This is a genomic window from Oceanisphaera sp. IT1-181 (genome assembly GCF_033807535.1).
GTDB lineage: Bacteria > Pseudomonadota > Gammaproteobacteria > Enterobacterales > Aeromonadaceae > Oceanimonas.
This window is the reverse complement of sequence record NZ_CP136856.1, coordinates 3,419,066-3,441,709: the sequence shown is the minus strand read 5'-3', so window position 1 is coordinate 3,441,709 and position 22,644 is coordinate 3,419,066. Positions and strand designations below refer to the sequence as shown.

The following is a 22,644-nucleotide window of genomic DNA, read 5'->3' as shown; positions in this document are numbered from 1 at the left end:
CTTGGCTTAAGTTCGCGCTGGGGCTTACGTTAATGGTGAGCTTAAGCAGCGCTTTGCTACTGTGGCTGGCCGCCGAGGCGCTAGACGCTTGGGTTGAGGCCACAGCGTTACCCAGCTTAGTGATAGAAACCTCGGTAGAAGTGTTGGCTCGAGATGGCCGCTTGCTGCGCGCTTATATGGTGGCGGATGGCCGCTGGCGCATGGCGATAGAGCCGGATGCGGTAGACCCAGACTTTACCGCCATGTTGGTCGCCTATGAAGATAAGCGTTTCTACAACCACGGCGGCGTGGATACCTTAGCGGTGCTGCGCGCGGTGGCGCAGGCGGCATGGCAAGGGCGAGTGGTGTCGGGAGGATCAACCTTAACTATGCAGGTGGCGCGTTTGCTGGAGGACAGCGGCACCGGCCAAATAAAGGGCAAGTTGCGCCAAGCGCGGCTGGCGCTGGCCTTAGAGCGACGTTTAAACAAAGCGGAAATCTTGCAGCTTTACTATCAAGTGGCGCCCTATGGGTAACACCGATCAGTTAAGAAATTTTGGCGATCGGTTGACCGATCCTTATACGGCGTCAGAATACCCTCATCACCACATGGTATGAGGGTATTTTTTTGCTTGCTCACTGGTTACTCGACACCGATACATTTGCCGTTCCTGAGTCGTTATCGACCTTTCACAAACACCTTCCTCTGGACTGGATTCATACCGCGCTAGAGCAAACGGATAAAGCGAGTGTCAGGCGGCGAAAGCTCCCCGCCGAGCTGGTGGTCTGGTTGGTTATCGCCATGGGATTATTTCGTGACCGTTCGATTAGTGATGTGGTAGACAAGTTAGATCTTCAACTGACCAATAAGCTGGGAGAGTCCGTCGCGCCCAGTGCCATTCCCCAAGCTAGACAACGTCTGACTAGCGAGCCATTAGCCGCCTTGTTTAACCTCACGGCTGCGCGTTGGATTGCAGAAGAAGACGGTAAGGATACCTGGCATGGACTTCGACTTTATTCTGTCGACGGCACCCAATTTCGCACTGCGGATACCCCCGAGTTAGCCAAACACTTCGGTTACGTTAAACACAGTAAAACGGCCCATACTGAATACCCCGTTGTTCGTCTGTGTGCCTTTAGTTCTCTGCGTAGTCGCATGGTTCATCATGTTGCTTTTGGCCCGAGTCATCAGGGAGAAGTCACTTATACTAAGCAACTGCTTGCGCATGTCCCCGATCACAGCCTAACGATATTTGACCGTTGTTATCTCAGTGCAGAATTATTGATTAACTGGCAACGCCAGCATCCTCACGCGCACTGGATGGTACCCATAAAAAGTAACACCCAATATACGGTGCTGCACTCGTTTTCAGAGTGCGATCATCTGGTGGAAATGAAAGTGTCACCTCAGGCAAGAAAATTAGATCCTTCCTTGCCGGAGCACTGGCAAGCGCGGCTGGTACTTTACCCTGAGCCGGTTAGCAGCAACCATATCAAGGGCGTACTGTGCTCGTTAGTCGATGGACAGCAGCACTCAGGCCAAGCGTTACTGGATGTCTATTTTGAGCGGTGGGAGATCGAAAATAGTTATGGGGAAATTAAACATCGGATGCTGGAGGATACGATTTTATTGCGCAGTCAGTCGGTTGAAGGTGTCACGCAGGAGCTGTGGGGGATTTTACTTGCCTACAATTTAGTGCGGGTGGAGATCAGCCGCATTGCTCACGAGGCAGACGTCTCACCGCTGCGGATTAGTTTTATGATGGCGTTAAGAGATATTCAGGATGAAGTAATGTGGTGTGCCATCGCCGCCCCCGGCACGATCCCCAAAAAGCTGAGGGCCATGCGCGAGCGAGTGAAGCGCTATATTTTGCCTGAAAAAAGAAAACGGCCCAAGAGTAGGACCGTTCGGATATCAAAAACTCGGTACCCCATTCGCTCTAAACACGCTTAACTGAATGGTGTTAGCCCTATGGGGGCAATCTTGAAGGCCTACGCGCCGCGTCTTTGGCCTATTTTGGCAAGGAGCCGAAGCGCTTAACGCCAGCTCAATCCGCACTGTTAGTGGCTTTGCCCCAATCACCGGAAGGCCGTCGGCCAGATCGCGCCCCCAAAGCTGCCACCTTGGCGCGAGAAAAAGTGCTGGCGCAAGCGGTGGGTGCGGGGGTGATCATGGCGGACCAAGCCGCAGCGGCCAACCGTGAGCCCATGCCTACACGGCGTAAAAGCTTTCCGGCGCTGGCGCCACACTTAGCCGACCGTATCGTAGCGGCAACACCCACCACTCAACTGCACCGCACCAGCCTAGATGCTAGCTTGCAACGCCGACTCGAAGAGTTGGCCACTCAAGCGGTTGCCGCCCACGGCGATCGCTTACAGGTGGCTATGGTAGTGGCGAATCACGGCAACGGCGAAGTGTTGGCATCGGTAGGATCTGCCGCCTATCGCGCCGATGCCCGATTAGGTTTCGTCGATATGACCCGCGCTTTTCGCAGCCCCGGCTCCACCTTAAAACCCTTAGTCTATGGCTTGGCGTTTGATGAAGGCTTGGCCCACCCCGAAACCTTGATTGAAGACAGAGCCATGGATTTTGGCGGCTATGCGCCGCAAAATTTCGATAAGATTTTTCGTGGTGAAGTGCGTATTCGCGAAGCGCTACAGCTGTCGCTTAATCTGCCAGTCGTCGCACTCACCGATGCGCTGGGCCCGGCTAAGTTGATGTCGGGTTTACGTCGTGCCGGGGTAGAAGCCCGCGTGCCCGGTGGTCAACCAGGTTTAGCGGTGGCATTGGGCGGCGTGGGCGTTACGTTAGAAGATATGGTGGGCTTATATGCCACCATAGCCCGCGGCGGCGTGTCACGGCCGTTACATTTTACAGTCGATAACAGCATGGATGAAGCGGGTAAAAGTGCAGCTGGCTTGAGAGTGATGTCGGCGGTAGCGGCGTGGCAAGTGGCGGATATTTTATCGGGCGTAGCACCGCCAATCGGTGCGCCGGTTAACCGCTTGCCTTATAAAACCGGCACCAGTTACGGACACAGAGATGCCTGGGCCATCGGCTTCGATGGTACTCATGTGATCGGAGTCTGGATGGGCCGAGCCGACGGCACGCCAGTACCCGGCGTATTTGGCGCAGATTTAGCCGCCCCTTTGCTGTTTCAAGCCTTTGCCCGAGTAAAGCGCAAATTAGACCCTTTACCTTTGCCACCACCGAGCACCTTAATGGTGGCCAACGCCAGCTTACCCCAGCCGCTGCGTAAGTTTCGCCCGCGTAATGGGGCCTTTAGCGCCGCAGATGCGCCTAAAGTGGACTTTCCGCCCGACGGCGCCGAGGTCGAGCTAATGTCGAACAGTTTATTACTGCGAGTACGCGGCGGCACTGGCCCCTTCACTTGGCTGGCCGACGGGCAGCCAGTAGTAGTATCGGCCCGCGGGCGAGACCAGCTAGTAAAAATGCCCGGCCCGGGTTTTGTAGAACTATCAGTTATCGACAGCACCGGCCAATCCGCACAAGCCAAAGTAAGATTGCGCTAAGTCGAGCCAGCAGTGATATAAAAGCCAGCTATGCTGGCCGCCGACACAAGTTGGCGGGCTACAAGTTCGAAAGTTATTTGTAGATGCCCGTCTCTTTGGTAAAGAGGACTTCGGCACGGTTTGGTTTTATCGCTGACTTTAACGGACGGCGTACAGCTTAAAGCGTTTGACGTACGGCTGGCTTTTTGCGGTGCTTAATCCCATCCCAGCTGTAGATCACTAACGAACACCAGATCAGCACGAAGGTAATGATCTTGTCTGCAGTAAAGGCCTCGTCGTAGAGCCCCACCGCCACTAAAAACATCAGGCTAGGGCCAATATATTGAAAGAAGCCCAGCGTCGATAATTTAAGCCGTTTAGCGGCACCGGCAAACAGCAACAAAGGTGCGGTAGTGACCAAGCCGGCAGAAATTAGCCACAGATTAGTATTCAGCGAATTGGCACTTAGGTTACTCGTGGGCGTATCGGCAATACAGAATAAATAAATCGCAGCTAGCGGCAACAGCACTAGGGTTTCTATGGTTAAGCCAGTAATGGGATCCACCGGTACTTTCTTACGAATTAGCCCATAGAGGCCAAAGGAGATAGCCAGCACCAAGGCGATCCAAGGCAAACTGCCAAACACCACTAATTGGATCACCACACCACTGGCCGCCAGCGCCACCGCCCACCATTGAATGCGCCGAAAGCGTTCACCCAAAAACAACATGGCCAGCACTATATTAAAAAGCGGATTAATGTAATAGCCCAAACTGGCATCTAGCATATGGTTGTTGTTTACTGCCCAAATAAACACCAACCAATTTAAACCAATAATGACGGACGACAAAGTTAGCAACAGCAAATACTTGGGCTGGCGCAACATGGCCCGCACTCGCGGCCAAAATTTCAGCACTGTCAGTAACACTAGCAACAGCAAAAAAGACCAAATCACCCGATGCGTTAAAATCTCATAGGCAGGAATATGCGTCAGCTGCTTAAAGTATAAAGGCGCTATGCCCCACAACGTATAAGCTCCCACCGCATACAGTGCGCCCTTTGTACCCTGATCTTTTTCCATAATAAATATCTAATATAAAGCAGGAGTGCAGTGTAACTATCGCCAGTCCGAATTGGCTAGCAGTAAAGCTTGTTAACTTGCTTGCTCAAGACTCACACCGAGCTCGGTAGGTTCGCCAATTATCGGCGAGCTTCATTGTTTGGCCCCCCTGTTCTACAATGTAGGTCCGCTTTTATCCTGCAGGCTGAAATGACTCCCTTGACCGAACAAGTTGATTCCGTTCCTATTCCCGACACTCCCTTGGCGGTTTTGCAGCAGGTGTTTGGCTATCAGAGCTTTCGCGATGGCCAGCAAGAGATCATAGATACAGTCATAGCTGGGCGCGATGCCTTGGTTATCAAGCCGACCGGTGGCGGTAAATCCATCTGTTATCAAATTCCTGCTTTGTTGCGATCCGGCCTCACTATTGTGGTGTCGCCGTTGATTTCCTTGATGAAAGATCAGGTGGATAGCTTAGTAGCCAACGGCGTGGCGGCGGTCTACATCAACAGCACCCTTAGCCGTGAGGTGATGCACAATCACTTAACGGCCATGCGCCGGGGTGAGGTGAAGTTGGTCTATGTGTCGCCAGAGCGCTTGCTGCAGCAAGAGTTTATGGAGCGACTGGGCGAATTAGAGCTCGGCTTATTTGCCATCGATGAGGCACACTGTATTTCCCAGTGGGGCCATGATTTTAGGCCTGAATATGCACTGCTGGGTCGGCTCAAACAGTGGTTCCCGAATATTCCGGTGATGGCATTAACGGCCACCGCAGACGAAGCCACTCGCCAAGATATGCTGGGTCGGTTGAATTTAACCGACCCTTTAATCCATATCGCCAGCTTCGACCGGCCTAATATTCGCTACACCTTAGTCGATAAATTTAAAGGCGCCGACCAACTGCTGCGTTACGTAGCTGACCAGCCCGGCTTATGTGGCATTGTGTATTGCTCGAGCCGCAAACGGGTCGAGGAAATGGCCGAACGGCTGATTGGTCGGGGCCATAAAGCCGCCAGTTATCATGCGGGTTTGCCATTAGAAGTGCGCCAATCGGTGCAAGAGCGTTTTACTCGCGACGATCTCGACATAGTAGTGGCGACCGTGGCCTTTGGCATGGGCATCGATAAGCCCAACGTGCGCTACGTAGTGCATTACGATATTCCAAAAAACATCGAATCTTACTATCAAGAAACCGGTCGTGGTGGGCGAGATGGTCTGCCTGCAGAAGCCTTGTTGCTCTACGATCCAGGCGATGTGGGTCGGGTACGCCGATTGTTAGAAAACAATGAAAATGCCCAACAGACCCAAGTCGAGCTCTATAAGCTGAACGTGATGGCGGCCTTTGCCGAGTCACTGACGTGTCGGCGCCAAGTGCTGCTAAATTACTTTGGTGAATATCAGCGGGAAGCGTGCGGTAACTGTGATATTTGTTTGGATCCGCCTACCCGTTATGACGGCAGCCAAGATGCGCAAAAGGCGCTGTCTTGTGTGTATCGCGTTGGGCAGGGCTTTGGCGTTACTTATGTGGTGGATGTGCTGCGCGGTGCCGATACTCAGCGGGTGCGCGAATACGGCCACGATAAGCTTTCGACCTATGGCATTGGCAAAGATAAAAGCCAAGAGCACTGGGTGAGTGTTATTCGCCAACTGATTCACTCCGGCTTACTCAGCCAAAATATCACCCGTAATATGGTGTTGCAGCTGACGGAAGCGGCGCGGCCGGTATTGCGCGGTGAAGTCTGCCTAGAGTTGGCTGAGCCGAGAATGGTACGGGTGAAAACCAAAGATAAAAGTGATGCAGCCTTAACCAAGCCTGAAGATAAAGCCTTGTTTCAGGAGATGCGCAAGTTACGCAAACAACTGGCCGATGAAGCAGATGTGCCACCGTACGTGGTGTTCAGTGACGCTACGCTTATTGAATTAGCCCGCTATAGACCCAAAACCGAGGCCGAGTTATTAAGTATTAATGGCATAGGCGCGCGTAAGTTAGAACGCTACGGCGTGGCTTTTTTAAGATTATTACGCCAGCAGAACTAGTCGGTAAAGCCCTCAGCCATCAGACGTCAGAAAAATCCACACAAAGCTAAAACTAAAAAGCACCAAACCTTGAGGTTCAGTGCTTTTTTTTGACTTACGGCTTCCTGATTACGTATGACCCTCAGCCATGATGTGCGCTGTTTTGGTTTGTTCTTTGTAGCTGCCCAATTTATTCGGCAGGCCAGCTCTGCTGGCTGCTACTGAGGTTTAGATTTAAACCAAAACACCAAACCGGGCCGAATAAATTGGCCCCTACAAGGTCAAAATACCAAACTGAGCCTCATATTCTTTACCGAAGAGGCGGTACCTCCCTGTAACCTATTGAATTAATTGGTGCTGAGTTCTCTGAAACATGGCTGAGCTTTGTGGGTAATCAGGTACGGCTTAGAGCTTACAGCGGCTCTTAAAAATTTGCGTAATAGGCGGCTAAGTCGGCGATATCAGCGTCAGACAAAGGCTTGGCCATGGGCGCCATAATAGGGTTGTTACGCTCGCCATCGCGGAAATGTTGTAACTGGGTAGCCAAATATGCTTCTTTTTGACCCGCTAAATTCGGGTAAATCTCCAAAGAAGAGATACCCTCTGGCCCGTGACAGGCGGCGCAAACTGCAGATTTAGCTTTACCAGCATCCGCATTGCCCGCAGCAAAAGCAGGGGCGCTCAGTAGTGCGAAAGCGACTGCGGCTGTCATCCGTTTTTTCATGATGAAACTCCGTTATTATTAGTGAATTTAGAATATTGCTTCGAGACTTAATAACGGTTGCGGACAAGAGGCTGCTGACCCAAGCGCTCATATACTTGGCTTAGGTGACACTTTCCTTACTAATCGACAATCGTTATTGAGTTGGCGGCGGCAGTATAATGTAAGTCAGGGTGAAAGATAAAACCCAGTTAACGGCCATAGGACAAAAACATGCGCTTAGATAATCAATATGCTCAATTTGCGTGGGCCGGCTCTGTGGTGCAACCCAGTCCCTTGCTCTCGCCTACCTTGTTGTTACTTAACACTGAGCTTGCCGAAGAGTTGGGTATTGAGCTCAGCCAAGAACAATGGCGCGATTTAGTCAGTGGCCACTGGTTAGCGGAGGGCATGGTGCCGTTTGCTCAGGTGTATGCTGGGCATCAATTTGGTGGTTTTAGCCCCCAGTTAGGCGACGGTCGGGCGCTGTTACTGGGTGAAGTGATAGCACCTAATGGCCAGCGCTGGGACTTAAATCTTAAAGGCGGCGGCAAGACGCCTTATTCGCGCTTTGGTGATGGTCGCGCCGTGTTGCGCTCTTCACTGCGCGAGTATTTAGCCTCAGAAGCTCTGTATCATTTAGGTATTGCCACCACGCGCGCGCTGGCATTGGTGACCAGCAAGCAGCCGGTTTATCGAGAAGAGGTAGAAGCAGGGGCCGCCGTATTGCGCGCCGCCCCCAGCCATTTACGCTTTGGTCATTTTGAGTATTTTTACTACTCGGGCAAGTCTGAGCATATTCCGACCTTACTCGATTATTTAATTGATACTCAGTGGCCGGATTTAACCAAAGATGCGGCCGGTTATGGCGATTTATTTTCGCGGGTGGTGGAGAAAACCGCCGCCGTGATTGCTCAGTGGCAGTTAGTGGGCTTTTGTCATGGGGTGCTCAATACCGACAATATGTCGATGCTGGGCTTAACGCTGGATTACGGCCCCTACGGCTTTTTAGATGCGTATGACCCTCATCATATTTGTAATCACTCAGACTCCGGCGGTCGCTATGCCTACGATCAGCAACCGGCGGTGGGCTATTGGAACTTACAACGCTTGGCTCAATCATTATCGGGTTTTGTCGAGATGGAGGTCTTACAAACGGCCTTAGGTAAATATGAGCGGCAATTAATGTCTGCTTATTCCGAGGGCATGCGCCAAAAGCTGGGCTTAACCGCGTGGGAAGACGCAGATCCCGCATTGTTTCGCGATATGTTTAACCTAATGGCCATCCATAAAGTGGATTACACTTGCTGGTTTCGCCGCTTAGTGGGCGTGACGGCGAGTGGTGAAATATCCGCCGATTTAGCAGCTTTATTGCCGAATGCCGAATCCTTTAGCTCTTGGTTTGAGCAATATCAGGCGCGCTTAAGCCGAGAAGGCACAGATCAAGCCGAACGCGTGCGTTTGATGAATAGCGTCAATCCCAAATACATACTGCGCAATCACTTGGCACAACAGGCGATTACGATGGCGGAGCAGGGCGACTTAAGTGAGGCGGATACTTTGTTAATGCTGCTGGCGCGCCCCTTCGACGAGCAGCCGGAGTTTGAAGCTTATGCCGAGCCTGCACCGACTTGGGCCTGCGATCTGTCTATTTCTTGTAGTTCGTAAGGGTACACAACGTCTTACGCGGTAAGCTTTACGCCGTAAGTTAAGAGCTAGTCACCGTTTTATTTACCGCGTATGGCGTAATGCGTATAGCGACTTCAATAAACAGGGCACATAAATTATATGAATGATGAAAAATCATCCGCCGCAGTCGCCCTAGTAGCCGTGCAACCGCTGAGCTTTGAGAGTTTTCCCGCTTGGGCCGAACAATTTATAACCGTATTAGATTTGCAGCTAATAGAACGTGAGCAGGGTGCGGATTATCAGCAATGGTTGTTAGGCTTTGAAGGCAGTCGCGTATTGCTGTGCTTTGAGCATTATGGAAACTGCGCTTGGCTGCAGCCCTTTAGCGCCGCCGATCAAGAGGTAGCGGCGTGGCTAACCGAGCAGTGGAACGGGCCTTCGGTAGCTGTCGGTTAAGGGCCAAGCTTACACAATACCGTGTTTTCTGTGGCTGATGGCTAAAGCTGACAATATGACTTAACAGGAGTTCTCACTATGGCACCCAAAGACGTACTGTTGGCATTAGTTGTAATCGGCGTGTGGGGCATGAACTTTGTGGTGATCCTCGCGGGTTTAGATGATGTGCCGCCTATGTTGCTGGGAGCCCTGCGTTTTACCTTGGTGGCCTTTCCTGCCGTGCTGTTGATTAAGCGGCCCGCGGTTCCTTGGCGTTGGCTGATTGCTTATGGCGGTACTATCTCATTAGGCCAGTTTGCCTTTCTGTTTTACGCAATGGCCAATGGCATGCCGGCCGGACTCGCTTCACTGGTACTGCAATCCCAAGCCTTTTTTAGCCTGTTTTTTGCCGCGTTATTGTTAGGCGAGAAGATTAAACCTGTGCATCTGGCGGGCTTGTTGGTGGCGGCGGCGGGTTTGGCGATTATTGGCTTTGGTGGTGACGGCACCATGACCATGCTGGGCTTAGGCCTAACACTGGCGGCATCGGCCATGTGGGCACTGGGTAATATAGTGACTAAAAAAATAGGTCGCGTTAATTTAATTGGTCTTATTGTATGGGGTAACTTGGTGCCACCCTTGCCCTTTTTAGCACTGTCGTTGTGGCTAGAAGGCCCAGCGCAAATAGCAGATGCTTTGCGCCATATTAGTAGACAGACACTGCTCGCCTTGGCATACCTCGCCTTTATCGCCACCCTGTTAGGATATGGCCTCTGGAGCCGTTTATTACAGCGCTATGCTACCGGTATGGTGGCGCCTTTTTCACTGTTGGTACCCGTAGTGGGATTAAGCTCGGCAGTATGGTTGTTGGATGAGCAACTTACCTCGGCCCAGTGGGCGGGCGCGTTACTGGTGATGCTGGGCTTAGGCTTGAATGTGTTTGGCCTACGAGTGTGGAATTTACTTTCAGGTAAAGACAAATGCGTGGCAAAACGTTAGTATAGCGGCCGTCATTCCGAATCTGATTAAAATTAAAGCATTTGTTAATGCCGCACGGCTGGTTATACTAAGCGCCGTTTTCGGAATGGGTTCCCTAACCCCATTATAAAAAAGGTCTATCATGGTTATTTCACCTCAGCAGTACAATACGGCCTTATTTCGGCTGTCTTTCTTTCACGTCGCTATTATTGCCGCCAGTAACTATCTGGTGCAGTTGCCTTTTACCCTGTTTGGTTTTCACACCACTTGGGGTGCACTGAGTTTTCCCTTTATTTATTTAGCGACCGATCTGACGGTGCGCATCTTTGGTGCGGCCATGGCGCGGCGCATTATTTTATTGGTGATGCTGCCGGCCTTGGCCAGCTCTTATGTGTTGTCGGTATTGTTTTTTGAGGCTAAATATCAAGGGCTAGCGGCGCTGTCTGAGTTCAACTTGTTTGTGGCGCGCATCGCACTGGCCAGTTTTATGGCTTATGTGTTGGGCCAGATCATGGATGTGTCGGTGTTTAACCGGTTACGCCAAGTAAAAGCCTGGTGGATAGCGCCCACTTGCTCCACTATTTTTGGCAATTTAGTCGATACGCTGGTGTTTTTTAGCTTGGCGTTTTATCGCTCACCCGATCCCTTTATGGCACAACATTGGGTGGAGATTGCTTGGGTAGATTACGGAGTTAAGCTGCTGTTTAGTTTGGTCTTATTTGTGCCAGCCTATGGCTTGCTGCTCAAGTACTTGAGCAGCAAGTTTATTGGTGAAACCGGTCTTAAGGTACAAACAGTAAGAAGCTAAACAGCAAGGCGCAGCGAGCCACTAGCGCCAGTCGCACTTAGAGTTTAGTGATGGCCTCAATGTCGACGGCTTCAGCATAAGCCTTGAGGTCGTCTTCGCTGATATTGCGGCCATTAAACTGCAGCAAAATGCGGTTTTCGATCATCATCTGTAGCTCTTGGTGGTTATCTTCTGCTTTGCTCATGGCGGTGTGCCCTTGAATGCGCTTCATCTTGTAGCCACCCATGGTCGCCATACTGGGGTTAGCAAACAGCATGCCCATGGTTTGCAGCAGCGGCGAGTCTTTCATGATACTTATCTCTAGACGATGGTCGCCTTTGTGATAATTGCGTGAGGCATTAATACCACCGCCAAAAAGCCCTGCGGCTCCCGCTTGGCTGTCTACCTTATCTGCTTGCCAGCCGGGTAAAGGCTCAGGAAATAACTTACCCAGCTCAACCGCTTGTAGTTGGCGGATTAAGGTGGCGGAATAATCTAATTGCGTCACCGCCTGGGACAGCTCGCCTGCTTGATAAGCCTCGGCGGCGGCTGTGATTGCCTGTTTAATTTCGTTTTCTGCTTCATGAGCGGCTTCAATCGCTTCTTTAGTCGCGGTATTCGACTCTGCGGCCAACAGCTGTCCTGCCAGCAGTAGGTTGGGCATTAATAAACTTATCCATAGCCAGCGCTTAGTCATAAGGTTCCCTCCTCAATAAGCTCTAGATCTCAGCTAAAGCAGTGTTGTTTATTGTAGTAGAGACATAACTAGTAGCCGCACCGGCTAGGGACGCTGGCGAGCAGGATTGAAAAAAGTGTAAATGATAGTTGCAAACAGTAATGATAATAGTTATCGTTACTTTGCTTTCGAGGAGTGGTTCCCCGCGACGTTAAGTTATGGTTAAGTTATGGTTAAGTTATGCGGTAAGCGGAGATAAGTTTTTGAAGGCACGACATTGCTCACATTGCTCACATTGCTTCCAGAGTTTTTTAGGCCAGCTTATGCTGGCCTTTTTTATGCGATTGAGACTTCTTCGCCACGGAATCCACGGAAGAACACGGAAAAATAGAGATCAGATCTGAAAGTGATTTTTATGGTAAGAGCCACCCCAAGCCATAAGAAAGGGAGGTCTTACCATAATAGGATCTTATTACTTGTCGAGTTTATATCATCTTAATTTTTCCGTGGATTCCGTGTTCTTCCGTGGCAAAAACATTTCTAGTCTTTTGAACTTAGCTAGGCGCCTAGTGCTGGGCGCTGCTCTTACATCTCCAATAAGCGTTTCACTAGTTTGCCGATACCAATATCCGCCTCGGCAATGTTTTTGGCTAGCATGTAGGCGGGGGTCGAGATCACCTGATAACGGGCATCCTCTACTACGTCCGTCACCGCACAGCCGATGTGCTCGCCGCCCATGGCGATAAAAGCATCGGCGGTGCCCGTGTCTGTGCCGATAGTGCCTTTCACGCCAGCTGGATAAACGCGCGGGATCAAGATGGGCGCTATGCAACAGTAGCCTGCGGGTTTGCGGGCACTGGCAAACGACTTGCAGGCCGCCTGCACTTGGGCATCGAGCTGCATGTCTGTGCCTTGACTGGCAAAGTCACTTAAGTTTTTCGCCACGCCAAAACCGCCAGGTAACAGCAGTGCATCAAAATCGCTCACATTGAGCTCGGTGAGCGGTTTAATCTCGCCCCGAGCAATGCGCGCCGCTTCGGTTAGTACATTGCGCTGTTGGCCAGCGTCTAATGTTCCCGTGAGATGATTGGTAGTCTCTTGGGGTTTATCGGGCGCAAAGCATTGATAGCTCGCGCCCTGTTTGGTGAGGTGTAATAAGCAGAGCACGGCTTCATGAATTTCAGAACCGTCATTCACGCCGCAGCCGCTTAAAATAATGGCAACTTTTTTCATACCTTATTCCTTGTAAGTGAACGTGAGGAGAGAAGTGTAAAGAGTGAAGGGCTAAAGCTAACAGTAAAACACTGAGTTTGCAGGTTTGAGTATGTTTATCATCTTGCACCTCACCATTTACGCCTCACCTCTTACATATAATTCACAAGGCCATCTAAAGAGATTTCCACATTGCAAGATCTTAATGCCAGATCAAGTATTTTTCTCTAAGTGTCTGATAAGTAAGATCTAATGTTTTTTGACTAGATCTTGTGTAGATCGCCTTTGCACAGACTTATCCACAGGCTAGAAAGTGCTCGCCGTGGTGTCAACAGCCTGGCTGTGGCATGCTAATAGGTAACGCATTAACGAGAACGACACCATGGCTGCCTTACCCAGTAAACCTCTGATCCTAGTTGATGGATCTTCTTATCTTTATCGTGCCTATTTTGCCTCTTTAAAGGCGGATCTACGTACCAGTGACGGCCGCCCCAGTGGGGCAGTTCGCGTGGTCACTAATATGCTGCGCAGCCTGCACAAGCAGTTTCCCGACTCGCAAGTGACAGTGGTGTTTGATGCCAAAGGTAAGACCTTTCGTGACGATCTGTACTCGGAATATAAGGCACAGCGGCCCTCCATGCCCGACGATCTACGTAGCCAAATAGAACCAATTCACAACATTATTAAAGCCATGGGCTTGCCGCTATTGATTGAGTCTGGCGTAGAAGCGGATGACGTGATCGGCACGCTGGCGCGCCAAGCCACCGAGCAGCAATTAGATGTGGTGATCAGCACCGGCGATAAAGACATGGCGCAGTTGGTCACCGATCATGTGCTGTTAATGGACACCATGAAAAATGAGTTTATGGACCGCAATGGTGTGATCGAGAAGTTTGGCGTGCCGCCAGAGCTGATCATAGATCTGCTGGCGCTAGTGGGCGATAAAGTGGATAACATTCCGGGCATGCCGGGCGTAGGTGAAAAAACCGCGCTGGCCTTGTTGCAGGGCTTGGGCTCGATTGAACAGATTGCAGCTCAGCTCGATAAAGTGGCGGATTTGGGCTTTCGTGGATCTAAGAGCTTTGCCGCTAAGTTTGTCGAACATAAAGAGATCTTGGACTTATCTTATACCTTGGCCACCATTAAAACCGATGTGGAGTTGCATTGTGGCCCCGCCGAGTTGCTGCAAACCCCGCCGGATACCGAAGCACTAAAAGCGCTATATCAAGAATATGAATTTCGTAATTTGTTAGCCGAGTTGGATCCAGAGCTTGCCGCGGTATCCGCCAAGCCTGCGGCACCGGCCATGGACGTGAATTATCAGACCATTCTGACCGAAGCCGAGTTGCAAGACTGGGTAGGGCGCTTGGCCAAGGCACCGTATTTTGCCTTTGATACCGAAACCACCAGCCTAAATTATCGCGACGCACGAATAGTGGGCATGTCGTTTTCCGTAGAGGCGGGAGAGGCGGCCTATGTGCCCTTTGGCCATGATTATTTAGATGCGCCGGAGCAGTTGAGTGAAGCCGTGGTATTGGCGGCGTTAAAGCCGCTGCTAGAAGCCGAGCTGCCGATTAAATTGGGTCAGAATTTAAAGTACGATGCCAATGTATTGAAAAATCACGATATTCAGATGCGTGGCATTGGGCTGGATACCATGTTGGAGTCTTATGTACTGAACTCGGTACAAACGCGTCACGACATGGACAGCATGGCTAATTTCTTCTTAAATCACGCCACCACGCCCTTTGAGGCCATTGCCGGCAAGGGTGCTAAGCAGCTGACGTTTAATCAAATTCCCTTAGAAGAAGCGGCATTTTATGCGGCAGAAGACGCAGACATAACGCTGCGCTTGCACCATCATTTAGCCGAACAACTGGCCGCCGAGCCTGAGCTGCAAAGCGTATTTACCGACATTGAAATGCCATTAGTGCCGATTTTGGCTGAGATGGAGTACACAGGCGTTAAGATAGACAGCAAGCTGCTGGCCATCCAAAGCGATGAAATTGCCAAGCGTCTGAAAGAACTAGAGCTACAAGCTCATGAATTAGCGGGCGAACCCTTTAACTTAAGCTCGCCTAAGCAGTTGGGTGAAATCCTGTTTACCAAGCTGGCACTGCCGATTTTGAAAAAGACGCCTAAGGGCGCGCCTTCAACGGCAGAAGAAGTGCTGCAAGAGCTGGCGCTGGATTATCCGCTGCCTAAGTTATTGATGGAATATCGTGGCTTAAGCAAGCTCAAGTCCACTTACACGGACAAGCTGCCATTGATGGTGAATCAGCACAGTGGGCGCATTCATACCTCCTATCATCAGGCCAATGCGGCGACTGGTCGCTTGTCGTCCTCGGATCCTAACTTACAAAATATTCCGATTCGTACGACCGAAGGGCGGCGCATTCGCCAAGCTTTTATTGCCGAGCCAGGCTATAAGTTGGTGGCGGCGGATTACTCGCAAATTGAACTGCGCATCATGGCGCACCTCTCCAAAGATAAAGGCCTGCTCGATGCCTTCGGCCAAGGCTTGGATATCCACAAGGCCACCGCGGCGGAAGTGTTTGGCGTGGCGCTCGACAGCGTAACTACCGAGCAGCGTCGTCGGGCCAAGGCCATTAACTTTGGTTTGATTTATGGCATGAGTGCCTTTGGTTTGTCTCGCCAGTTAGGTATTGCGCGCCATGAGTCTCAGGCTTATATGGATATTTACTTTGAGCGCTACCCAGGCGTGCTCAAATACATGGAAGACACCCGCGCTCTGGCCGCAGATAAAGGCTACGTGGAGACTTTGTTTGGTCGTCGCTTATATTTGCCTGAGATCAACGCTAAAAACGGTGCGCGCCGTAAAGGCGCCGAACGTGCCGCGATCAACGCGCCAATGCAGGGAACCGCCGCCGATATCATCAAGAAAGCCATGATCAAGGTCGCGGCTTGGTTAAAGAGCCAAGCCGACGGTGAAGTGCGCATGCTGATGCAAGTACACGATGAGTTGGTGTTTGAAATTCGTGAAGATAAAGTCGAAGAGTTTAAACAGCAGATCTGCGATCTCATGGAGCATGCGGCCAGTATTGATGTGCCATTACTGGTTGAAGCCGGCGACGGCGATAACTGGGATCAAGCGCATTAACTGACAGCTGCACGCCGTACGTTATACGCGTTACGTTAACAACAAAGCACCGAGCCGGTTGGTTCGGTGTTTCTTTATGTATGACTTACCGCGTATGGCGTAAAGCGTACGGCTTTCTTTTCAAGGTGTAGGTCGCTATTATCCAACCATTGTTAGTCGGGGAGCCTTGGTCAAAAACCTAAGTGCTGAGACGGTAGATGCCGGACCCGCTGTACCTGATCCAGTTAATGCTGGCGTAGGAAACTAACGGGTAAGTGCCACTTTACCTGCAAGTCCTTCGCCCGAAGGAGCTTAATAAATGTCCACTCAGTTCTCTGCTAATGCAGCAAATAAGCAAAAACCTCATCACCAAAAGCCACATCACCAAAAACCAATAGTCCTCACCATTGCCGGCTCAGACAGCAGCGGTGGCGCGGGTATTCAAGCGGATATTAAAGCCATTTCTGCCACCGGCGGTTACGCCTGCTCTGTGATAACGGCCCTCACTGCACAAAATACTCAAGGCGTGACCGCAGTACACCCAACGCCGCAAGCCATGATCCAAGCGCAATTAGACGCGGTATTCAGCGATTTGGCCATTACTTCGGTGAAAGTAGGCATGCTCGGTGATAGCGAAACCATTCGCACAGTAGCGGCGGCGTTGCGCCGTTATCAGCCCCAGCATTTAGTGGTGGATCCTGTGATGGTGACCGCCAATGGCGACATGTTGCTGGCGGACGATGCGGTGCATTGCTTGCGCACCGAGTTGCTGCCGTTGGCGGATGTGATCACGCCTAACTTACCGGAAGCGGCGGCTTTATTGGGGGTGGCGATTCCTGAGTATTTGTCTGACGTAGAAGCCTTATTTGCCGGTTTACAGCAGTTGGATTGTAAGGCGGTATTAATCAAAGGCGGCTTCTTGCAACAAGAAGCGCGTAGCCCAGACTGGTTATTAATGGGTGGTCAAGTGCGCTGCTTCGATACGCCGCGCATTATGACGGCGAATACCCACGGCACTGGCTGTACTTTATCGGCGGCGCTGGCCAGTTATTTAGGTCAAGGTTTTAGCTTAGAAGAAGCCGTAGAGCGGGCTAAGCACTATATCGATCAGGCGATTTTGGCTGGCAGTTTAGTGCGTATCGGCCAAGGCCGAGGTCCGGTGGAGCATTTTTTCGCTACCAAAATAGGCCCGACCCGACTTGTACCATAAATAAAATATTGGAATCGCTATTGCATATAGAGTTGGTGAATACTTAGATCAATCTCTCAATTAACGTTATCAAGCGGGCGAAAAAACTGTGGCCTGCTTGCGTTTTACTAGGTCGACTTGTAGTATCGATCGCCATAATAATATAAAAATAATCGATTAACTGATTGATAAGCTTATTGATAAATAATCGAAATAGCTTCTAACTATAGCCTCTGCCCAGTGTTATCTCTTCCCTATTTTTAGCTTATTCTATTGCCTGAACAGGCAAGGAAAGGAGGCATTTTCCTATGCTTGTTGCCATTTTATCGGGCTTTATTTTAGCCTTTCTGGTGCCACAACTGTCTCGCATTATGGGCGCGAAGATTGGTTGGTGCCTGTCGGTACTGCCGGCGGCATTGTTTGGCTATTTTTTAACGTTTTGGCCGGCGGTGACCGCAGGCGAAACGCTGCATTATCATTATTCTTGGATACCCAGTCTCAATATTAATCTGAGCTTAATGGTCGATGGCCTAAGCCTGATGTTTGCCTTGCTGATCACCGGCATTGGTACTTTTATCTTTATTTATGCGGGCCGTTATCTACAAGGCCACCGAGATATTCATAAGTTATTGATGTATTTGCTGGCCTTTATGGCGGCGATGTTGGGCTTGGTATTATCCAGCAACTTGATTGCCATGTTTGTATTTTGGGAGCTGACCAGCTTTACCTCCTATTTGCTGATCGGCTTTAATCACGAACAAGAAAAAGCCCGCAAGGCCGCCTTGCAGGGCTTTTTTATTACCGTGGCGGGTGGTCTTGCCTTGATGACCGGCTTGATTTTACTGGGCCATATAGGCGGCAGTTTTGAGCTCAGCGAGCTATTGGCCCAAGGCACCTCATTACAAGACAACCCGCTGTTTATCGCCATGATGGGCTTGATACTGCTGGGCGCCTTTACTAAATCAGCACAAACGCCGTTTCATTTTTGGTTGCCTAATGCCATGGCGGCCCCCACTCCGGTGAGTGCTTACTTGCACTCGGCGACCATGGTAAAAGCCGGCATTTATTTAATGGCGCGCTTACAACCCATGATGGCCGGCCATGAAGTCTGGACTACTACGCTGTCGTTATTTGGCGGCGTGACTATGACGGTGGGCGCCATTATGGCGGTGTGCAGTACCGATCTTAAACGTATCTTGGCCTTTTCGACTGTCATGGCGCTGGGTACTTTGACCATGCTGATTGGCATCGGCACGCCTCATGCGCTAGAAGCGGCCATGGTATTCTTGCTGGCCCATGCCTTATATAAAGGCGCGCTCTTTATGGCCGCTGGCACCTTGGATTACTCCACCGGCACTAAAGATGTACGCGACTTGTCGGGCCTGCGCATCTATATGCCGCACACGGCGATGTTTACCACTCTTGCCGCCCTGTCATTGGCGGGTATTCCGCCTTTGTTTGGCTTTATCGCCAAGGAGCTGATGTTTAGTGGTGCTTTAGGCAGTACTAAACTGGCCGCTTTATTAACTGTGCTGTGCTTGATTACCGCTATTTGCATAGTGGCGGCCAGTGCCTTGGTGGCCGTTAAGCCCTTTTATGGCCCTTATAAAGTCACACCCCGAACACCGGAAGAAGCGCACTGGTCGATGCGCTTAGGCTTCACGGTGTTGGCGCTGCTTAGCCTGCTATTTGGCTTAATGCCCAGCTTGGTTTCTCCATTATTACAGGCGTCAATCGCGGCCATTAACGGCGGCGCTAGCGTCGAGCTGGATCTGGCGTTATGGCACGGTTTCAATCTTCCGTTATTGCTGAGCGGTGTGGCGTTATTGTGCGGCGCACTCTTATATTGCTACTGGAATAAGGTTCGCGAGCCGTTAAGCAGTGCCATCGATTTCTTGGCTTATGGGCCTGAGCGTGGCTATGAACACATTATGCAAGGCCTAGTGTGGATTGCCGATAAGCAAACGCGGGTGCTGCAAAACGGCTATATGGCCAATTATATTTTGACTATCTTGCTGACCACCATTGGCTTATTAACCTACGTCTTCTGGTCTGAAGATGCCTTCGTCTACTCCTTATCCTTTGAAGGAGTGCGTTTTTATGAAGTGGTGATAGTGCTGCTAATGATGGTGTCGGCGGTCTATGCCTGTGGCACTACCTTGCGTTTAGGATCTGTGGCGGCCCTTGGTGTGTTAGGCTTTGTGATGGCCATGGTCTACGTGTTCTTTAGCGCACCAGACTTAGCCATTACCCAGATTTTGGTAGAAACCCTGACCGTGATCATGCTGGTACTGGTGTTATTCCGCTTACCGCGTTTTCAGGAGCTATCCGGTCGTGTGGTGCGCTGGCGAGATGCCGTCGTGGCCGCAGCCTTTGGTGTGCTGGTAACCATGATGCTGCTTACCGTGCATCAAACTGCCCTGCCGGGTGAGCGTATCTCGGATTATCTGGCCGCTAACAGTTACGTGCTGGCCCATGGTCGCAATATAGTGAACGTGATCTTGGTGGACTTTAGGGCGCTCGATACCTTAGGCGAAATCTTCGTGTTGGCCTTGGCGGCCATAGGCGTGAACGCCATGATCCGCCTTCGCGATGAGGCTAAATCATGAGAACAGATACTTCCATAATTCTACAAACCGCCACCCGCATGCTGGTGCCGCTGCTGTTATTGTTTTCCATTTTTTTACTGTTGCGCGGCCATAACGAACCCGGCGGCGGCTTTATTGCGGGCTTAGTGGCATCGTGTGCCTTTGGCTTACACCTGTTTGCCTTTGATGCGCGCAGTACCCGTGTGCTGCTAAAAGTCGAAAGCCAGCATCTGATGGGCGTGGGGCTGTGCATGGCGTTGGTTAGCGGCATGGTCGGCGTGCTGTTAAAAGGTCAGCCTTTTTTAACCAGCCAATGGGCCGCGTTTTATGTGCCAGGCATTGGTGAGTTAAGCGTGAGTACGCCTTTATTGTTCGATATCGGTGTCTATTTAGTGGTGATCGGCGTGGTGTCGACCATTTTACTGTCGCTAGATAAGTCGGAGGATTAATGGAAAACCTATTCGCATTCGTGATTGGCGGCCTGTACGCCACCGCCTTATTTATGATGCTCAGACGCAGCATAGTGAAATTGGTGATCGGGCTGATGATTTTATCGAACGCCGCCAATTTACTGATTTTAACCGCCGGTGGTTTGGTGCGCGGCGCGCCGCCTTTGATCCCCGATCACTTAGAGCGTGTCACCACGACCATGGCAGACCCTTTGCCGCAGGCGCTGATTTTAACCGCCATCGTGATTAGTTTTGGGGTTCTCGCCTTCGCCGTGGTGCTAATTCACCGCGCTTATGAAGTGATTGGAGCCGATGATATGAATGAAATGAAGAGCACCGACTCGTGAATATAGCCATAGTTCTACCTATTTTTATTCCCATGCTGGCCGGTGCCCTCACCTTGGCCTGTTGGCAATGGCGCAACGTACAGCGCTGGTTATCCTTGTTATCGGGCACAGGCCTGTTGCTGGCGGGCATTTATCTGTTTATCCAAGTACGCGAGCAAGGCATCTTGGTCGCCTACATGGGGGATTGGGCCGCACCCTACGGCATTACCTTAGTGGCGGATTTACTGAGCGCCATTATGGTGTTGGTGACCGGCATTGTGGGCTTAAGTGTGGCGGTTTATTCGCTGGCGACCATGAGCCAGAAGCACGAAGCCTTCGGTTATTATCCACTGCTGCATTTGATGTTAGCGGGCGTGGCGGGCGCGTTTTTAACCGGCGATATCTTTAACCTCTATGTGTGGTTTGAGATCATGTTGGTTGCCTCGTTTGGCTTGATGATCTTGGGCGGCGAGCGGGCGCAGATGGAAGGGGCGGTCAAATACGTCACCCTAAACTTATTATCCTCGGCGTTATTCTTAACGGCAGTGGGCTTGCTCTACGGTTACGCGGGCACGCTGAACATGGCGGACTTAGCCGTCAAATTAGGTACCGGCGAACAGCCGGGTTTAGTGACGGTGATTGCCATGCTGTTTATGGTGGCCTTTGGCATTAAGGCAGCGGCCTTTCCGTTGTTTTTCTGGTTACCGGCGTCTTATCACACACCACCGGTGGCGATTTCGGCGGTGTTTGCCGGCTTGCTCACCAAGGTGGGTGTGTATGCGCTGTATCGCGTCTTTAGCCTGATTTTCGTACAAGATATCAGCTTAACCCATCATCATATTTTGATGGGCATGGGTATTTTTACCATGCTCACCGGGGTACTGGGGGCGGCGGCGCAGTTTGAAGTGCGGCGCATTCTCTCGTTTCATATTGTCAGCCAAATTGGCTATATGTTAGTGGGTTTGGCGTTATTTACGCCGCTCGCCATCGCCGGCGGCGTCTTCTATATTTTTCACCATATAATCGTGAAAACGAACCTGTTTCTGATCAGCGGCATCATGTATCGCTATCATGGTAGCTACGAGTTATCGAAGTTAGGTGGACTGTATCGGGCCACACCTTGGCTGGCCCTCTTGTTCTTAATTCCGGCCATGTCGCTGGCGGGCATACCGCCGTTATCGGGCTTTTTCGCCAAATATACGGTGATCAAGGCCGGTGTATTAGAAGGCGCTTGGTGGATGGTGGGTATCGCCTTATTGGTGGGCTTACTGACCTTGTATTCGATGGTGAAAATTTGGGCCGAAGCCTTCTGGAAACCTTTGCCAGAAGAAGCAAAACCGCTGCGCGGTGGCGAAGACCCCAATCGCTATTTGTTGTATTTACCGGTCGCCGTACTGGCCGGTATGACGCTCACCATAGGTTTAGGTGCCGAGTGGTTTGTGCAATTAGCGTTAGATACCGCCGACCAATTATTAACGCCCAGCGGCTACATTGACGCCGTATTAGGCCCTATTGAAGCTAGGAGTCGCCCATGAAGGCCTTTGGCTGGAATATGTTATTGGCCCTGTTTTGGGTCGTGTTATCGGGCAGTTACAGCATAACTAACTTGGTGGCCGGCATGGTGCTCAGTTATTTGGTGTTGGCCTATGTGGCGCGAGATAAGCCGGAATTTGCTAACTACTTTGGCAAGGCGCTCAATATCATCGGCTTTATCTTATTTTTCATTTGGGATTTAACCAAGGCTAACGCACGCGTGGCCTATGACGTGCTGACGCCTACGCACTTGATGCGCCCGGGCGTTATTGCTATTCCCTTGGACTTAAAAGACGACGCCGCTATTAGCTTATTTGCTAACTTGATTACGGTGACGCCGGGCTCCTTGGCGCTGGACGTATCCAGTGATCGCAAGGTGCTGTATGTACATTTGATGTATCTGGATGACGAAGGCGCTCAGTTGGCAGAGTTGAAGTCACTAGAAGCCAGAGTAATGAATTTGTTGAGGTAAAC

19 protein-coding genes and 1 riboswitch are annotated in these 22,644 nt (G+C 51.0%); of the genes, 15 read left to right on the top strand and 4 right to left on the bottom strand.

The genetic code is table 11. The features are described from left to right. The first annotated feature begins 32 nt into the window (after positions 1 to 32). From R0134_RS15295 to R0134_RS15285, 3 genes are all read left to right on the top strand, one after another. Complete coding sequence (locus R0134_RS15295; protein WP_319782803.1) at positions 33 to 515, top strand: transglycosylase domain-containing protein; 483 nt, start codon at positions 33 to 35, stop codon at positions 513 to 515. 92 nt (positions 516 to 607) lie between these two features. Continuing rightward, positions 608 to 1,933: an IS4 family transposase gene (locus R0134_RS15290; RefSeq protein WP_319782802.1), complete on the top strand. Its 1,326-nt coding sequence runs from the start codon at positions 608 to 610 to the stop codon at positions 1,931 to 1,933. 53 nt (positions 1,934 to 1,986) lie between these two features. Then, positions 1,987 to 3,513: a penicillin-binding transpeptidase domain-containing protein gene (locus R0134_RS15285; protein ID WP_319782801.1), complete on the top strand. Its 1,527-nt coding sequence runs from the start codon at positions 1,987 to 1,989 to the stop codon at positions 3,511 to 3,513. A gap of 157 nt (positions 3,514 to 3,670) precedes the next feature. Here R0134_RS15285 and rarD read toward each other — a convergent pair whose 3' ends face one another. Further along, positions 3,671 to 4,573, bottom strand: coding sequence for an EamA family transporter RarD (gene rarD / locus R0134_RS15280; protein ID WP_319782800.1), 903 nt, complete (start codon positions 4,571 to 4,573; stop codon positions 3,671 to 3,673). A gap of 189 nt (positions 4,574 to 4,762) precedes the next feature. On the opposite strand from rarD, the gene recQ reads away from it, so the two are divergent. After that, positions 4,763 to 6,589: a DNA helicase RecQ gene (recQ, locus tag R0134_RS15275; RefSeq protein WP_319782799.1), complete on the top strand. Its 1,827-nt coding sequence runs from the start codon at positions 4,763 to 4,765 to the stop codon at positions 6,587 to 6,589. A 403-nt stretch (positions 6,590 to 6,992) separates the two neighbouring features. Here the strand turns inward: recQ and R0134_RS15270 are convergent, their stop codons facing one another. After that, complete coding sequence (locus tag R0134_RS15270) at positions 6,993 to 7,292, bottom strand: cytochrome c (RefSeq protein WP_319782798.1); 300 nt, start codon at positions 7,290 to 7,292, stop codon at positions 6,993 to 6,995. 210 nt (positions 7,293 to 7,502) lie between these two features. On the opposite strand from R0134_RS15270, the gene R0134_RS15265 reads away from it, so the two are divergent. From R0134_RS15265 to R0134_RS15250, 4 genes are all read left to right on the top strand, one after another. Next, on the top strand, positions 7,503 to 8,936 hold the full coding sequence (locus tag R0134_RS15265; protein ID WP_319782797.1) for a protein adenylyltransferase SelO: 1,434 nt from the start codon (positions 7,503 to 7,505) through the stop codon (positions 8,934 to 8,936). A 120-nt stretch (positions 8,937 to 9,056) separates the two neighbouring features. Beyond that, positions 9,057 to 9,353 (top strand): DUF3630 family protein, encoded by a 297-nt coding sequence (locus R0134_RS15260; RefSeq protein ID WP_319782796.1) that lies wholly within the window; start codon positions 9,057 to 9,059, stop codon positions 9,351 to 9,353. Positions 9,354 to 9,431: 78 nt separating this feature from the next. Then, a complete protein-coding gene (locus tag R0134_RS15255; protein WP_319782795.1) occupies positions 9,432 to 10,331 on the top strand; it encodes an EamA family transporter in 900 nt (299 codons plus the stop codon). A gap of 121 nt (positions 10,332 to 10,452) precedes the next feature. After that, the gene (locus tag R0134_RS15250) at positions 10,453 to 11,118 is read left to right on the top strand and encodes a 7-cyano-7-deazaguanine/7-aminomethyl-7-deazaguanine transporter (RefSeq protein WP_319782794.1); all 666 of its coding nucleotides are present in this window, start codon (positions 10,453 to 10,455) and stop codon (positions 11,116 to 11,118) included. A gap of 37 nt (positions 11,119 to 11,155) precedes the next feature. On the opposite strand, the gene R0134_RS15245 is transcribed toward R0134_RS15250, so the two are convergent. Beyond that, the gene (locus R0134_RS15245) at positions 11,156 to 11,794 is read right to left on the bottom strand and encodes a hypothetical protein (RefSeq protein WP_319782793.1); all 639 of its coding nucleotides are present in this window, start codon (positions 11,792 to 11,794) and stop codon (positions 11,156 to 11,158) included. Between the two features lie 564 nt (positions 11,795 to 12,358). Then, positions 12,359 to 13,006: an isoprenoid biosynthesis glyoxalase ElbB gene (gene elbB, locus R0134_RS15240; RefSeq protein ID WP_319782792.1), complete on the bottom strand. Its 648-nt coding sequence runs from the start codon at positions 13,004 to 13,006 to the stop codon at positions 12,359 to 12,361. Positions 13,007 to 13,367: 361 nt separating this feature from the next. Here elbB and polA point away from each other — a divergent pair, with 361 nt between their 5' ends. From polA to R0134_RS15205, 7 genes are all read left to right on the top strand, one after another. After that, entirely contained in the window at positions 13,368 to 16,106 is a 2,739-nt protein-coding gene (gene polA, locus R0134_RS15235) for a DNA polymerase I (RefSeq protein ID WP_319782791.1), read from the top strand. 147 nt (positions 16,107 to 16,253) lie between these two features. Continuing rightward, positions 16,254 to 16,365, top strand: a riboswitch (TPP riboswitch). A gap of 39 nt (positions 16,366 to 16,404) precedes the next feature. After that, on the top strand, positions 16,405 to 17,295 hold the full coding sequence (gene thiD, locus R0134_RS15230; RefSeq protein WP_319782790.1) for a bifunctional hydroxymethylpyrimidine kinase/phosphomethylpyrimidine kinase: 891 nt from the start codon (positions 16,405 to 16,407) through the stop codon (positions 17,293 to 17,295). Between the two features lie 287 nt (positions 17,296 to 17,582). Beyond that, entirely contained in the window at positions 17,583 to 19,883 is a 2,301-nt protein-coding gene (locus tag R0134_RS15225) for a putative monovalent cation/H+ antiporter subunit A (RefSeq protein ID WP_319782789.1), read from the top strand. Next, positions 19,880 to 20,311 (top strand): Na+/H+ antiporter subunit B, encoded by a 432-nt coding sequence (locus R0134_RS15220; RefSeq protein ID WP_319782788.1) that lies wholly within the window; start codon positions 19,880 to 19,882, stop codon positions 20,309 to 20,311. The genes R0134_RS15225 and R0134_RS15220 overlap by 4 nt, the downstream gene beginning before the upstream one ends. Beyond that, on the top strand, positions 20,311 to 20,658 hold the full coding sequence (locus tag R0134_RS15215) for a Na+/H+ antiporter subunit C (protein WP_319782787.1): 348 nt from the start codon (positions 20,311 to 20,313) through the stop codon (positions 20,656 to 20,658). Before R0134_RS15220 ends, R0134_RS15215 begins: the two co-directional genes overlap by 1 nt. Beyond that, on the top strand, positions 20,655 to 22,172 hold the full coding sequence (locus R0134_RS15210) for a Na+/H+ antiporter subunit D (protein WP_319782786.1): 1,518 nt from the start codon (positions 20,655 to 20,657) through the stop codon (positions 22,170 to 22,172). Before R0134_RS15215 ends, R0134_RS15210 begins: the two co-directional genes overlap by 4 nt. After that, complete coding sequence (locus tag R0134_RS15205; RefSeq protein WP_319782785.1) at positions 22,169 to 22,642, top strand: Na+/H+ antiporter subunit E; 474 nt, start codon at positions 22,169 to 22,171, stop codon at positions 22,640 to 22,642. The genes R0134_RS15210 and R0134_RS15205 overlap by 4 nt, the downstream gene beginning before the upstream one ends. The last annotated feature ends 2 nt before the right edge of the window (positions 22,643 to 22,644 follow it).

Coding starts and splice junctions, on each gene's coding strand:
- R0134_RS15245 (WP_319782793.1), bottom strand. CDS start 11,794: ATGACTAAGCGCTGGCTATGGATAAGTTTATTAATGCCCAACCTACTG.
- R0134_RS15295 (WP_319782803.1), top strand. CDS start 33: ATGGTGAGCTTAAGCAGCGCTTTGCTACTGTGGCTGGCCGCCGAGGCG.
- R0134_RS15205 (WP_319782785.1), top strand. CDS start 22,169: ATGAAGGCCTTTGGCTGGAATATGTTATTGGCCCTGTTTTGGGTCGTG.
- R0134_RS15260 (WP_319782796.1), top strand. CDS start 9,057: ATGAATGATGAAAAATCATCCGCCGCAGTCGCCCTAGTAGCCGTGCAA.
- polA (WP_319782791.1), top strand. CDS start 13,368: ATGGCTGCCTTACCCAGTAAACCTCTGATCCTAGTTGATGGATCTTCT.
- rarD (WP_319782800.1), bottom strand. CDS start 4,573: ATGGAAAAAGATCAGGGTACAAAGGGCGCACTGTATGCGGTGGGAGCT.
- R0134_RS15225 (WP_319782789.1), top strand. CDS start 17,583: ATGCTTGTTGCCATTTTATCGGGCTTTATTTTAGCCTTTCTGGTGCCA.
- R0134_RS15220 (WP_319782788.1), top strand. CDS start 19,880: ATGAGAACAGATACTTCCATAATTCTACAAACCGCCACCCGCATGCTG.
- R0134_RS15270 (WP_319782798.1), bottom strand. CDS start 7,292: ATGAAAAAACGGATGACAGCCGCAGTCGCTTTCGCACTACTGAGCGCC.
- recQ (WP_319782799.1), top strand. CDS start 4,763: ATGACTCCCTTGACCGAACAAGTTGATTCCGTTCCTATTCCCGACACT.
- thiD (WP_319782790.1), top strand. CDS start 16,405: ATGTCCACTCAGTTCTCTGCTAATGCAGCAAATAAGCAAAAACCTCAT.
- elbB (WP_319782792.1), bottom strand. CDS start 13,006: ATGAAAAAAGTTGCCATTATTTTAAGCGGCTGCGGCGTGAATGACGGT.
- R0134_RS15265 (WP_319782797.1), top strand. CDS start 7,503: ATGCGCTTAGATAATCAATATGCTCAATTTGCGTGGGCCGGCTCTGTG.
- R0134_RS15255 (WP_319782795.1), top strand. CDS start 9,432: ATGGCACCCAAAGACGTACTGTTGGCATTAGTTGTAATCGGCGTGTGG.
- R0134_RS15250 (WP_319782794.1), top strand. CDS start 10,453: ATGGTTATTTCACCTCAGCAGTACAATACGGCCTTATTTCGGCTGTCT.
- R0134_RS15215 (WP_319782787.1), top strand. CDS start 20,311: ATGGAAAACCTATTCGCATTCGTGATTGGCGGCCTGTACGCCACCGCC.